We start from the raw sequence: 14006 nt of genomic DNA, 5'->3' as shown, positions 1-14006 counted from the left end.
GCGCCCGCAGCGGCGTCTAGCGGGCAAGCAGCGGATCATCTCCAGGCTGCGCAGCATCCAAATGATTATTACATTAACTTTTACGACGGTAACTGTACTTGTGGCCGTTATTGTCAGCTTGATGCTGTACAATAAATTCGCCGCAACCGCAGAGGAGAACGCCAATCTGAATATGCAGCAGATTATTGAGCAGGTCAACTATAACCTCGAGCTGTATGTGAAGGGCATGCAGCGTATTTTTGAAACGGCAGAAGAACAAATTACAGGCAGCCCTTCCATCCTGTCACCGCTGCTCTCCGAGCGGATGGAGATGCTGATGGGCAGCCGCGAGGATCTGGTTTCCATGGCAGTATTCACGCCGGAGGGCGATTACGTGGTTGGCACACCGGGCCAGGAACTGCGCCGCAACACCCAGCTGGAGAGCCAGAGCTGGTTCACTTCGGCCCAGACGGCAGAGGAGATATCCTTCTCCGCGCCGCATATCCAGAATTTATTCAAAGGGCATTATACCTGGGTTGTCTCGGTCAGCCAAACGATCCATTACCTTGACAACGGTACGCTCCGAAGCGGTGTGCTGCTGATTGATTTTAATTTCCGTACCATTGACGAACTAAGCAAGCAGGTGAAGCTGGGCAAAAGAGGATACGCTTACATCCTTGATCCTCAGGGAAATATCGTCTATCACCCCCAACAGCAGCTGATCTATGCGGGACTGAAATACGAGAATGTCGAGCCGGTTCTGGAATATGCTTACCGCAGCTATCTGGATGATTCTACTGGAGAACAGCGTTTTATCACGGTGCGCACACTGGAGCGGACCGGCTGGAAGATTGTCGGGGTCGCCTATTACGATGAGATTGTGACTACCAAACGTGATCTCAATCAGTTTCTGGCCTGGTTTCTCGGCGCAGTGATCCTGTGTGTGATCGTGGTTTCGGTGCTGATGTCTGCCCGGATCGCAAGTCCGATCCGCAAGCTGGAGCGCACGGTGAAGCTGGTAGGGGAAGGGGATCTGAATACCCCGATCAATGTCAGCGGGGCTTATGAGGTAGAGCAGCTGTCGAAGCGCTTCAACCTGATGCTGCAGCGGATTCGCCAGCTGATGGATCAGATTATCTATGAGCAGGAGGGCAAACGCAAGGGCGAGCTTGAAGTGCTGCAATCGCAGATTAACCCGCATTTTCTCTATAACACGCTGAATTCGGTAATCAGGCTGGCGGAACGCGGCAAGACGGAGGAGGTCGTCACCATGATCACGTCATTGTCCCGGTTCTTCAGAATCAGTCTCAGCAAGGGCAGCCATATCATCACAGTCCGTGAGGAGCTGGATCATATCCGTCATTATCTGGTCATTCAGAGCTTCCGCTTCAGGAATAAGTTCCGCTATGAGATCACCGCACAGCCGGAGGTACTGGATTGCCGGACCATCAAGCTTATTCTGCAACCGATTGTGGAGAATGCGCTCTATCACGGCATTGAGATGATGCCTGACGAAGGGCTGATTGCTATAACTGCAGTGCTGCGGGAAGGGAACATTATTCTGCAGGTCAGCGACAATGGACTGGGCATGTCGAGGGAAACGATGAACAAGCTGCTCTCAGGGGTCAGTCGAAGCGAACATGGCTCAGGAGTTGGCGTGAGAAACGTCAATGAGCGGATTGGCCTGTATTATGGCCGGGAGTACGGCCTTGGCTTTGAGAGTGAGCTGGAGGAAGGGACCGTTGTCACGATTACTTTTCCTGCCGGAGAGTACGAATCACCGGGCAATGGACACAAGGAGGGAGCAGAGTTATGAGAAGCCTGAGAACGCTGCTGCTGCCGGTCTGTGCCGCCGGAAGTCTCCTGCTGACCTCCTGTGTCAGCCCGCAACCCGATTATGTGAGCACCGGCAGAACCCGCAACATCGACATGATTGTCAAGATGAGCAAGGGGGATTACTGGAATACCGTCAAGCTCGGAGCGGAGGCGGCCGCGAAGGATTTCAATGTCAACCTGAACTTCAAGGCGCCGGATTCCGAAAGTGACATTAACGGACAGGTGGCCCTGGTGCAGGAGTCCATTCAGGGCAAGGCGGATGCGATTGTGCTGGCTGCAAGCAGCTATATGGGATTGGCCCAGGTGGTGGATCAGGCGGCTTACGTGAAGATTCCTGTATTGTCTGTCGATGCGGAGGTCGGATCTGCCAAGGTTACCTCCTATATCGGATCGAACGGCTATGAAGCCGGCCAGAAGGCTGCGGAAAGGCTGATTGAGCTGCTGAAGGGGTACGGGGAAATCGGCATTCTGAATTTCACCAGCTCCTCTGTCCATCAGGAAACGGAGTCCAGCAGTGTATTCGATTATGGGGCAAGAGATGCCAATGAGCGGGAAAAAGGCTTTCTGAATTATGCAGCCCGCTACCCCAATGTACATGTCGTACAGATCTCTTACACTTCTTCCAGTGAGGCTGAAGCCGAACAATTGACGAGGGATATGCTGCACAAGCATCCGGCACTGCGGGGCATTGCCACCATGAACGAGACAGCTTCGCAAGGAGCCGGCAAGGTGGTTCAGACGCTGAAGCGCGGTGCGGTGAAGATGGTTGCCTTCGACAGCTCGCCAGCGATGATGGAGCTGCTCCAGGAGGGTACAGTGCAGGCTACCGTGATACAGAATCCGTTCAGCAACGGTTATTTGGCCGTTAAGCAGGCAGTTCAAGTACTGGAAGGCAAGAAGGTGGAGGAACGGGTGGACACGGGGACCAAGCTGATTGATCTGGAGAACATGTTATGGCCGGAGAATCAGAAGCTCTTGTTCCCGTTTGTCAGGTAACGTGCCCAGGGCAGCAGAGTCAGCTCTTACTATACTGTGGTGTTCATTGCACCAGCCTCCGGTTATCCGCAGGCTGGTTTTGCCGACCCTAAGGGATATGAGAATTTTGCTACAAGTAAGTAGAATTTTGTATTCGAAACCGTTTTCACCTGCAGCATAATAGGAATGTGCCCTGGAGTCATCCATAGCACACCAATTAGAAACATAAATCAGGAGGTCAACGAATGATGAGAAAAATAACTTCTGTTCTACTTGCCAGCACACTGCTGGGTGCAGCTCTGGCGGGCTGCGGCAATAACAACAATACCGCTGAACCCGCAAATGCGAATAAGGATGCCGCCGTAAATTCGGCGAATTCCGGAACCCAGACAGATACACCAAAGGTGGGCGTGGCGATCTACAAGTTCGACGATACCTTTATGACAGGGGTCCGTAATGCGATTCAGACGGCTGCCGAAGGTATTGCTACGGTGGATATCGTGGATAGCCAGAACTCACAGCCGACGCAGAATGACAAGGTCGATCTGTTCGTCACCAAGAAATACAACGGAATGCTGATCAACCCGGTAGACCGCACAGCGGCAGGTGTTATTATCGACAAGGCCAAAGCGGCCGATATACCGGTCGTTTTCCTGAACCGTGAACCCTTGGCTGAGGATATGAAGAAATGGGATAAGGTCTACTATGTAGGCGCCAAAGCTGAGGAATCCGGAACCATGTCCGGCCAGCTGATCGTTGACTATTGGAAAGCCCACCCGGAAGCTGACAAGAACAAGGACGGTGTACTCCAGTACGTGATGCTGAAGGGCGAGCCTGGACATCAGGATGCCGAACTGCGCACCACCTTCTCCATCCAGGCGATTGAGGATGCGGGCATCAAGGTTGAGAAGCTGGCTGAAGACACCGCGATGTGGGACCGTGTCAAAGGCCAAGAGAAAATGGCGGCCTTCCTGGGATCAAACGGCGACAAGATCGAAGCCGTGCTGGCCAACAATGACGATATGGCATTGGGCGCGATTGAAGCCTTGAAAGCAGCCGGCTACTTCACCGGCGACAAATTCATGCCGGTAGTCGGTGTGGATGCCACCGCTCCTGCGGTTCAGGCCCTGGAGGATGGTACCATGCTGGGAACCGTGCTGAATGATGCCAACAACCAGGGCAAGGCTGCCATTACTGTATCCGCGCTGCTGGCCAAGGGCGAAACGCCAACCAAGGACAACGTAGGATTCGATATCACCGACAACCAATATGTATGGATCTCTTATAAGAAGATTACCAAGGACAATGCCGCTGACGCTAAATAAGCACTGTAATTATTGGCTCCGGGGGCAGGACGCTGCACCCCGGAACTCTTGCTGGACCGGAAATGGGATGGAACCGCTGTGCCTCTAATGAGAACAGAACAAAGCGTAGGAGGCGTAACCGCATGTCGAAAGCTGAGTTTTTGCTGGAAATGAAGAACATCACCAAGGAGTTCCCCGGTGTCAAAGCGCTGGATGGTGTCAGTCTGCAGGTGAAGCCGGGATCGGTGCATGCCCTGATGGGTGAGAATGGCGCCGGCAAATCTACATTGATGAAATGTTTGTTTGGAATCTATTCGCCGGATGCCGGTGAGATCTATCTGGATGGCGTGAAGGCTTCCATAGGCAGTTCGAACGACGCGCTGAAGAGCGGAATCTCAATGATCCATCAGGAGCTGCATCCGGTGCCGTTCCGCAGTGTGATGGAGAATATCTGGCTTGGACGTTTCCCGACCAGGGGAGTGGGGCCAATCCAGTTTATTGACCACAAGAAGATGTACGCAGACACGGAGAACCTGTTCAAGGACCTCGATATTGAGCTTAGCCCTGAGACACTGGTAGGCAAGCTCTCTGTATCCAAAATTCAGTCGATAGAAATCGCGAAGGCCGTCTCTTTTCATTCCCGGATCATTGTGATGGATGAACCTACCTCCTCGCTTACCAGCGTCGAAGTAGAGCATTTATTCCGGATTATCCGCGATCTGCAGACCAGAGGCGTAGCCATCATTTATATATCACACAAAATGGAGGAAATTCTGGAGATTTCAGACGAAGTGACGATCATGCGCGACGGCAAAAAAATCGGCACCTGGCCGGCGGCGGAGCTGACTACAGACCTTATCATCTCCAAGATGGTGGGGCGCGATCTGACGAGCCGCTTCCCTGAACGGCATAATGTGCCCGGTGAAGTCTACATGAAGGTGGAAGGCTTAACTTCGCCTGAGCTGCGCTCTTTTAAGGATATCAGCTTCGATCTGCACCGGGGTGAGATCCTGGGGATCGGCGGTCTGGTGGGTGCGCAGCGCACGGAGGTCATTGAAGCGTTGTTTGGCCTGCGGGCGGTAGCATCGGGAACGGTATCGATTAAGGGCACACCCGTGAAGATTCATTCCCCGAAGGATGCGATGAAGCATGGAATGGCGCTGCTGACCGAGGAACGGCGTGTTACAGGGATATTCCCTGTGCTGTCGGTGCATGAGAACGGGGCGGTTGCGAATCTGGGACGTTATCAGAAGCCGTATTTGCTGCTGGACAACCGCCGGAAGAAGCAGGAGGTGGATCAGATGATCGAGAAGCTGCGCACCAAGACGCCCACCACCCGCACCTTGATCATGAATCTCTCGGGAGGCAACCAGCAGAAGGTGCTGCTAGCCAGATGGCTATTGACCGAGCCGGACATTCTGCTGCTTGACGAACCGACGCGTGGTATTGATGTGGGTGCGAAATTCGAGATTTATTCAATCATTGCCGATCTGGCTAAGCAGGGCAAGAGCATCATTATGATCTCCTCCGAAATGCCGGAGCTGCTCGGGATGTCTGACCGCGTGATGGTGATGTCGGAGGGACGGCTCACTGGGATTTTGGAAGGAGCGTTGGCTACAGAAACCGAGGTTATGCGGCTTGCTGCCCAGCATTAGCACGGAACGATGATTATGCTCAAGGAGGAACACCGCTAATGGATATTAAAAAAACACAATCCTTCATTACCCAAAATGCGATTTATATCGTACTGGTGCTTTTGATCATGGGGATTGCTTTATATGAGCCTGCGTTTATTTCCGTCAATACGTTCCGGGATATTATGATTCAATCCTCCACGCGGATTATTATCGCCCTTGGAGTTGCCTTTATCCTGATTACAGCAGGCACGGACCTGTCCGCAGGGCGTGTGGTCGGTTTCACAGCCGTGATCTCGGCGTCGATGTTGCAGATTCCCGATTATTCACGCCGCTTCTTCCCTGATCTACCCCAAGTATGGGTTATCGTGCCAATATTGATTGCGATTATAGCCGGTCTGCTCTGCGGGCTGCTGAACGGGTTAATCGTATCCAAGCTTAATGTACCGCCCTTTATTGCAACGCTGGGTACAATGGTTATCGTCTATGGCGTGAATTCCTTGTATTTCGATATGGACCCGAACCAATCCCAACCGATCGGAGGGCTGCGCAAGGACTTCACGGACATTGGATCCGGATTTATCGGCAAGGGGCAATATTCGATTCCCTATATCGTGCTGATTGCCTTGGCGGTCGCAGCCATTGTCTGGGTGCTCTTTAACAAAACCAAGCTGGGCAAAAACATGTATGCCATCGGCGGCAACATCCAGGCAGCCAAGGTATCGGGAATCGATGTTTCCAAGAACCTGATCTACATCTATGCTATCGCCGGTGCGCTTTACGGGCTGGCAGGTGTGCTGGAGGCAGCCAGAACCGGCGGCGCTACCAATAACTACGGCAATATGTACGAGCTGGATGCGATTGCGGCCTGTGTGGTCGGCGGCGTGTCTACGACCGGTGGAATCGGGACGGTACCCGGCGTACTGGTCGGCGTCATTATTTTCACCCTGATCAATTATGGACTGACCTTTATCGGTATTAGCCCTTATTATCAGCTGATCATTAAAGGTCTGATTATTATCGCCGCTGTAGCGTTTGATATGCGCAAATATTCCGCTAAGAAGTAATTAAAGCACATAACTCATCATCCTCCCATATTCTATAGGCAAATGCCTTTGTTAAAGGGGAGCGACTGGAATGCTGAGAATACGGTTAAATGAACTGGTAAAGGCTGACGACTCGTGCCAGGTGCAGGCTGAGGTATGGAAATGGGACGGCATCGGCTGGAACGAATTCATTACGCAGCAGGAAGAGGATTTCATCCGCGCCGAAGAGGAACTGTTCGTGACGATTCCGGCTGAGCCCGGACTGTACCGTGTGGATTATTCGAGCCGTCCGCTTGAGCAGCTGTTTGGGCTGCCGGAGGCCGGGGAGCAGGGACTGCTGCGCAGCTCTATCCTGCACCCTGCTCCATTCAAGCTGAAGGACGGCACGTTATGGGGATATATCAATGATGAGGGCAAAGTAGTTCTTGAACCTCGTTATGACTACGCCGAGGATTTTCAAGAGAACGGGCAGGCCATTGTCCTGCTGGGCAATAACAACGGGCTGATTGACAGCAGCGGCCGTGAGAAGGTGAAGCCCATTTACTCCTTCATCGCGCCTTTCTCCGAAGGCCGGGCGGTGGTGTCGGATGCGAGAGGGTACACCCTGATAGATGAGCAGGGCAAGCCGGTGACCTCGGCCAGATATGATTACCTGAACTCTCTGCAGGATGGACGCGCCTTGTTCTCTAAACAGAGTACCACCTCTCCATCCCGATACGGTTATCTGAACCGACAGGGCAAGGAAGTGCTGCCGCCGGTATATGAGGATGCCGGAGACTTCAAGGACGGGGTCGCTCTGGTCAAAATAAGGTCTGGCGAGTACGCGCTGATTGATCCGGACGGCCGTAAGCTGCATACCTATAAGCATCCCTATGTAGGCAATCCCGGCGAGGGAATGCTGGCTTATCAGGCGGTGGAGAACGGCAAATCCGGTTATCTGCGCACCGACGGCAGCGTTGCCATTGAGCCGCAGTTCACCGCCGCTCTGCCATTTATGGAAGGGCGGGCGGTAATCAATACGGCAGAGGATTACGGCAATGCGTATGGACTGATTGATAAGCAGGGGGAACGGATCATTCCAGCGCAATATTATGAGGTCCAGCAGCTGGGCGAGAACCGGGTGGCGCTCGGAACCCCGCTGTATCCCGACCAGCCCTACCGCGGCTCGCGGTATGTCATTGCCGATGCACAGACCGGCGGAGTGCTGAGCAGCCATCCTTTGCTGGGCGTAAACAATTATAAGGACGGTCTGGCGTCGGTATATGATGCCAAGGAGACGTATTTCATTAATACAAGCGGAAACAGGGCTGCCCAACCGCCGGTCATCGCCGGCTCGGGAACGCTGTCACGAAGCGGAAACCTGATCCGTGCGGATGTGGACCAGCGCACCGCCTATTATGACCTCAGAGGCAGACAGGTCTGGCGGCAGAACGGCGTGATCCTGCTGCGGCCTCCTTATTCCGTAGTGGAGCACAAGTTCAAGCCGAACAATGACTACCTGGTCTATTATCCGGTAGTCGAAGGAATCGCCGACAATGAGGTTGCAAGAAAGGTGAACCACAGACTGCGCAAGGTGTCGCTTGCTGAAGGGGCAGGCAGCGGTGCGCAGGAATTCAGCTACAGCGGCGATTTCGCCGTATCCTTTTTCCGCAAGCAGCTGCTGGTGCTGGAGCTTACCGGCTACCGTTTTCCTTATGGAGCCGCACACGGCATGCCGACGCGGATCTATGAGCATATCAACCTGCGCAAAGGCCGCTTCTTCGAGCTGAAGGACCTGTTCAAGCCTGGCAGCAAATATGTGGAGAAGCTGAGCGAAATCGTCGGCAAGCAAATTGAGAAGGACCCGCAGTATTCATATGTTTTCCCGGACACGTATATGGGAATCCGTGCGGATCAGCCGTTTTTTGTCGATGAAGACGCGCTTAACCTCTATTTTGAACCCTACGAGATTGCTCCTTATGTTGCCGGGTTCCCCACCTTCCGAATTCCGTATGCGGAGATTATGGGCCTGATCTCGACCGAAGGGGAGTTCTGGCAGTCTTTTCATTAATAGGAGTGCGTGAGAAGCCAGAAGGCTACTATATAAGATGAACTTAAGAATGAAACGTTGGAGTTGTCAGAATGCCTGGTGCATAGGGGGTTCTGGCAACTCCATAGGTAACATTCTTAAGTTCACGTTCTATAACAACGAATTAAAGACAGTTTCATTGGCGCTTTATGCGTTATTGGGGCTGTTTTTCCATACTCTCAACTGTAAACATTTAGCAGCGCACAAGCCAAAAATCTATGTTACAATAACTGAGGAAGAAATTACAGATTTGTAACATTTGCAGGTTATGCTCCTGCTCCGCTTAGCAAAATACATCCAGAACAAGGAGATGGCAGAATGAAAAGCAAAACTTTAAGAGCAATGATAGGTGGAAGTGTAGCGGCTGTTATGGCGCTTGGCATTTCTCTTCCATTAGAAGCAAAGGCACAGGCCCAGGAAACGACAACCGTGGTAAAAGCAGAGATGAGCTACGCTCAGTTCCTACAATACCTAAGCAAGTATAATATCAAGGGATTCCCTTTTGCCGGTAGCTCAGCAGCAGGGGACCAGCCTCAGAAGCCCACGGCACCTGTAGCGAAGCCAACGGCAACAGCTGCGCCTGTAGCGAAACCAACGGCAACAGCTGCGCCTGTAGCGAAACCAACGGCAACAGCTGCGCCTGTAGTGAAACCAACGGCAACGCCGGCACCTACTGCAGCGCCAGTTGCCACAGCGAAACCGGCACCGACTACAGTAGCCGCTGCAGGGAACACAGCCAGCGCTAGCTATGCCCAGCAGATCGTTTCGCTGGTGAACAAGGAACGTGCAGCAGCGGGTCTTTCGGCTGTCTCCGGATTGGACAGCCTTAACAAGGTGGCCGCAGCCAAAGCAACCGATATGCGGGCTAATAATTACTTCTCCCACACCTCCCCGACGTACGGTTCACCTTTTGACATGATGGCGTCATTTGGAGTAACTTACCGTGCGGCCGGAGAGAATATTGCTATGGGTCAACGTTCCGCAGAAGAGGTAATGACTGCCTGGATGAACAGCCCGGGTCACCGTGCCAATATCCTGAACAAGGATTTTAACTACATCGGTGTAGGGTTCGACAACAACTATTGGGTTCAGGAATTTATCGGTAAATAAAGCAGCAGCTACTATAACATTAGAAAACCAGCGCGTCTCCGGGGATCGGGGACCCGCTGGTTTTTTGTTTAAATACAAGAATTTATATTTTCACACTCAAACAGGCTTGAGCGTTCAAAGTCGAAAACCCGGTTCTCCCCCATTCCGCCATTTCAAGTAACATGGTCTGTACTGAACATCCAACCTCTGATGGCAGTCCAAATGGGCATGCATGGGTGGGGGCGACGTGTGTTTTTCTTAGGTCTTAACATGTCTTAGCGATGATTTAGAATGTTACTCCGGAACGATCAAGCGCAAATAGATGCAATAGTGCAACTAATTTCAACTGAAACCGCTACCAGAAGGCGATTAAGTGCGATAGTGCAACTAATTTCGAGTAAATAAAGTTTTGTACGCTCAAACGCCAGAATTAAGTGCCATTTTGCAACTATTCGCTCCAAAACGTAAAAAATCGGCAAATTAGATGCAGTTTTGCATTTAAATTCCATAGCTCGGACTTAGGAATCCACTGCGAAGTTAAATCTGCTATACTCTCCTCCTACGGAGACCTAAGCAGTAACCAAAAAGGCCTTTATTTGTGCTTTTCCGGCGACATATGCCGAGATCAAAGGCAAAAAGGCCATTAATCATGCCAGCCTGGCGGTAGCAAAAAAAAGATGCCCCGGCAGCCAAGGAATGGCTGTTGGGGCATCTTCATGAGATGGGTTATGCAGGGGTCGAACCTGCGACCTGCCGATTAAGAGTCGGCTGCTCTACCAGCTAAGCTAATAACCCGTATTAGAAGCAACAGAAAATATTATATAACGACAGAAAACAAAAATCCACACTTTTTTTGCAGAATAACGAAGAAGGTCGTATTTGCAAAATGTTCATAGAAGAATTATGTTATGTAGATAGCAGTAGAAGCGGCTTAACCGTCCTCTGAAAGAGGCGTCATCCGTTTCTGCGAGAAATATAAGGATAAAGGATAAGGTGAGACTTATACTTTCTTATATTTTACAAAAGCATGAAAAATGTGGAATATATAAGAGTACACGTTCTGCAATACAGAGAAGAACGGCAGATGGAGGGATGGAATTTGAAGGATTCCAAATGGCTATGGCGCTGGGTCAGCCTAATTTCAATTACTGCCACGGCAATACTGCTGGCAGGATTCGTATATGCGGTGCAGGATATCGTGAATCCGGTGGGGACGGTTACGCCTACAACCCTGCCGCAGGAGACGTCGGCGACCCAGGAAGCCGGGACCGGCAAGCTTAACCTCGTGGCGCTTGGAGATTCGTTGGCCAAGGGCACCGGAGACAACAGCGGGCAAGGCTTCGTGCGGCGCACGGTTGCCGGCTTGTCGGACGCAGGCGTAAGCTCCGAGCTGCTGATTAATATGGGCATCAATGGGCAGACGGCAGCGGGGCTGCAGAGCAGGCTCGATGATGAAGGGATGCAGTATGCGATCCGGCAGGCCGATGTGGTGCTGCTCTCCATCGGCGGCAATGATCTGTTCCGCGGCGCGCAGCAAATGCAGAGCGGCGCTGCGGCGGATACGCCTGCGCCCGGCACCCAGCCTGCAGTTGGAGCAGAACCGGCCGAAGGCGAAGGTGCCACAAAAGGGACAGGCAATGCGGCCCAGGCCCCGGCATCCGGCGGTGTGCCCGAGATCAGCCCGGAATCGGTGCTGGCCGCGCTTCCGGAAGCGTCAGCGAAGCTGGGCACCATCCTGGAACGGATCAGTGAGATCAATCCGCAGGCACAGATTTATTATATGGGACTGTACAATCCCTTTGGCGATATTTCCGAACTGCTGGAGCCGGGCAATCAAGCGGTCACAGCGTGGAACAACGCGGCGATGGACATCATTAATCGCCACGGGAACATGACGCTGGTGCCCACTTTCGACTTGTTCAACCGCCATCTGGACAAGTATCTGTCCACAGACCATTTTCACCCGAACGGGGAGGGCTACCAGCGTATGGCGGACCGGGTAGTACAGGCATTGCGCTAGCAGTGCTGCCTGCAAGTAGAAGCAGCCAGAAGACGAACAAGGAGCAGTGAGCATATGATCAATGGGGATAACGGTGGTTCCGACACGATTGTCCTGTCCGTTGACGGCGTACGCAAAAAAATCGGCCGCAAATGGATTATAGATGACGTAACGTTTGATGTGAGAGAAGGCGAAATCTTCGGATTTCTTGGACCCAACGGAGCCGGCAAAACGACGACCATCCGCATGCTGGTTGATCTGATCCGCCCGTCGGCCGGGAAAATCACGGTCTGCGGCTATAATGTGAACAAGGAGCCGGAGAAGGCGCTGCAGTATGTCGGCTCCATCGTGGAGAATCCCGAGGTCTACACTTATTTGACCGGCTGGGAGAACCTGCAGCATTTCGCCTACATGCAGCCCGGAGTGGGTACGGACCGTATAGCTGAGGTGGTGGACATTGTCCGGCTGGATCAGCGGATTCATGACAAAGTCAGCACCTACTCCCTGGGGATGCGCCAGCGGCTGGGCATTGCCCAAGCCCTGCTGGGACGCCCCCGGCTGCTGATTCTGGATGAGCCGACCAATGGCCTTGACCCGAAAGGCATCAAGGAGCTGCGCGAGTTCATCCGCAGGCTGGCAGACGAAGGGCTGGCCGTATTTGTGTCCAGCCATCTTCTGAGCGAAATTCAGCTGCTCTGCGACCGGGTGGCAATCATCAGCAAAGGACGTGTACTAGCCGTAGGCGGCGTGGAGGAACTGGTAGCCCGCAACTCGCCTTATGTGCTGTGGGAGCTGGAGCCTATAGGCAGCGCGCGTGCGCTGCTCGGCGATCGCTCCGATGTGCAACTGCTGGATCCTCAGGATGTGATTTTGGATGATTCAATCATAGCGGGGATGGGACCTTCCTCGCTGGTGAGCTTGATGGACGAAGAGCTTATTCCCGAGCTGGTCGCCACCCTTGTTGCGGCTGAGATTGAAGTGAGGGCTGTGCATAAAATCAACCCCACACTGGAACAGCTATTCTTGAAGCTAACGGAAGGTGAGACTATTGACTAACCTGCTTCCACTCATCCGCAATGAGTGTTTGAAGATCATAAAGAAGAAACGTTTTTTCGTAATCCTACTGATTCTGCTTGTTCTCGTGCCCATGTTCACTTACGCTCAGATGCGGATTGCTGAACGCAGCCGCGATAAATTTAATTCCGACTGGCGCCTTGAGGTGCAGCAGCAGATCACCGATAACCAGAATTCACTGGGCAGCGACCGGATTCCCGAGGAGTGGAAGTCTTACCGGCGGATTTTTGTGCAGCAGCTGCAGTATTATCTCGATCATAATGTCAATCCGAACGAACCCAGCGGCGTAACCTTTACCCGCGAATTTCTGGACAACTCTGTGTCGCTGTTTATTCCGCTGCTGATTATGGCGGTAGCCTCCGATTTAGTGTCGGGCGAACGCACGACAGGAACGATCAAGATGCTGCTGACCCGTCCGGTCAGACGCTGGAAAGTATTGTTCAGCAAAATGACAGCCCTGCTGATGTTCGTTTCGCTGATTGTGCTAGCCACCTACTTGGTCAGCTACCTGGTTTCCGGGCTGGCTTTTGGCTACAAGGGCTTCGACTTGCCGGTCTTCACAGGCTTTCAGCTGAACGGGGATAGCGTGGATATGTCGAGCGTTCATGCTGTGCCGCAGTGGAAGTATATGCTGATGCAAGGCGGGCTGATCTGGTTCGTCAGTGTGGTCGTTGCGCTGCTGGCCTTCATGGTTTCGGTTCTGGTGCGCAGCACCGCAGCGAGCATTGTGGTGATGATGGCGGCGCTGATTGCCGGCACGATTCTGACCAATATGGCCGCAGCCTGGACAACGGCCAAATATTTGTTTATGGTGAATCTCGGGCTTACGGGTTATCTGGCCGGAACTCCGGCCCCGATTGAAGGGATGACGCTCCCTTTTTCGCTGGCGGTATTGGCGGTATGGGGAGCTGTTTCCGTAATCATTTCATTCGCCGTCTTTACGAAACGGGATATTTTGAATTAGAATGTACAAAGTGAGGAAACATTTGTTTGCATTTCCTA

The 14006-nt window shown here is 52.7% G+C and carries 10 protein-coding genes and 1 tRNA gene; 10 read left to right on the top strand and 1 reads right to left on the bottom strand.

Annotated elements, in window-relative coordinates; all coding sequences use genetic code 11:
* Positions 1–61 precede the first annotated feature (61 nt).
* The 7 genes from B9T62_RS19680 to B9T62_RS19645 all read left to right on the top strand — a co-directional run bounded on the left by B9T62_RS19680 (position 62) and on the right by B9T62_RS19645 (position 9952).
* The gene (locus tag B9T62_RS19680; RefSeq protein WP_425436698.1) at positions 62–1795 is read left to right on the top strand and encodes a sensor histidine kinase; all 1734 of its coding nucleotides are present in this window, start codon (positions 62–64) and stop codon (positions 1793–1795) included.
* A complete protein-coding gene (locus B9T62_RS19675) occupies positions 1792–2811 on the top strand; it encodes a substrate-binding domain-containing protein (protein ID WP_087916843.1) in 1020 nt (339 codons plus the stop codon). The genes B9T62_RS19680 and B9T62_RS19675 overlap by 4 nt, the downstream gene beginning before the upstream one ends.
* Before the next feature lie 227 nt (positions 2812–3038).
* Complete coding sequence (locus tag B9T62_RS19670) at positions 3039–4115, top strand: galactose ABC transporter substrate-binding protein (RefSeq protein ID WP_425436696.1); 1077 nt, start codon at positions 3039–3041, stop codon at positions 4113–4115.
* Positions 4116–4237: 122 nt separating this feature from the next.
* Complete coding sequence (locus tag B9T62_RS19665) at positions 4238–5749, top strand: sugar ABC transporter ATP-binding protein (RefSeq protein ID WP_087916841.1); 1512 nt, start codon at positions 4238–4240, stop codon at positions 5747–5749.
* A 38-nt stretch (positions 5750–5787) separates the two neighbouring features.
* Positions 5788–6795, top strand: coding sequence for a galactose/methyl galactoside ABC transporter permease MglC (mglC, locus tag B9T62_RS19660; RefSeq protein ID WP_087916840.1), 1008 nt, complete (start codon positions 5788–5790; stop codon positions 6793–6795).
* Positions 6796–6865: 70 nt separating this feature from the next.
* Positions 6866–8824 (top strand): WG repeat-containing protein, encoded by a 1959-nt coding sequence (locus B9T62_RS19655; RefSeq protein WP_087916839.1) that lies wholly within the window; start codon positions 6866–6868, stop codon positions 8822–8824.
* Positions 8825–9160: 336 nt separating this feature from the next.
* Positions 9161–9952 (top strand): CAP domain-containing protein, encoded by a 792-nt coding sequence (locus B9T62_RS19645; RefSeq protein ID WP_087916837.1) that lies wholly within the window; start codon positions 9161–9163, stop codon positions 9950–9952.
* A 701-nt stretch (positions 9953–10653) separates the two neighbouring features.
* On the opposite strand, the gene B9T62_RS19640 is transcribed toward B9T62_RS19645, so the two are convergent.
* Positions 10654–10726: transfer RNA gene (locus B9T62_RS19640), tRNA-Lys, on the bottom strand.
* Positions 10727–11030: 304 nt separating this feature from the next.
* Between B9T62_RS19640 and B9T62_RS19635 the strand changes: the two genes are divergently transcribed.
* Genes B9T62_RS19635 through B9T62_RS19625 form a run of 3 tightly spaced genes read left to right on the top strand, consistent with a single transcriptional unit; the run spans position 11031 to position 13968 of the window.
* A complete protein-coding gene (locus B9T62_RS19635; RefSeq protein ID WP_087920333.1) occupies positions 11031–11951 on the top strand; it encodes a GDSL-type esterase/lipase family protein in 921 nt (306 codons plus the stop codon).
* A gap of 54 nt (positions 11952–12005) precedes the next feature.
* Positions 12006–12986, top strand: coding sequence for an ABC transporter ATP-binding protein (locus B9T62_RS19630; protein ID WP_087916836.1), 981 nt, complete (start codon positions 12006–12008; stop codon positions 12984–12986).
* Positions 12979–13968: an ABC transporter permease gene (locus B9T62_RS19625; RefSeq protein ID WP_087916835.1), complete on the top strand. Its 990-nt coding sequence runs from the start codon at positions 12979–12981 to the stop codon at positions 13966–13968. The genes B9T62_RS19630 and B9T62_RS19625 overlap by 8 nt, the downstream gene beginning before the upstream one ends.
* Positions 13969–14006 lie beyond the last annotated feature (38 nt).

It is taken from the genome of Paenibacillus donghaensis (genome assembly GCF_002192415.1).
GTDB lineage: Bacteria > Bacillota > Bacilli > Paenibacillales > Paenibacillaceae > Paenibacillus_AQ > Paenibacillus_AQ donghaensis.
The sequence above is the reverse complement of the archived record's forward strand: the minus strand, read 5'-3'. Positions and strand labels throughout refer to the sequence as shown.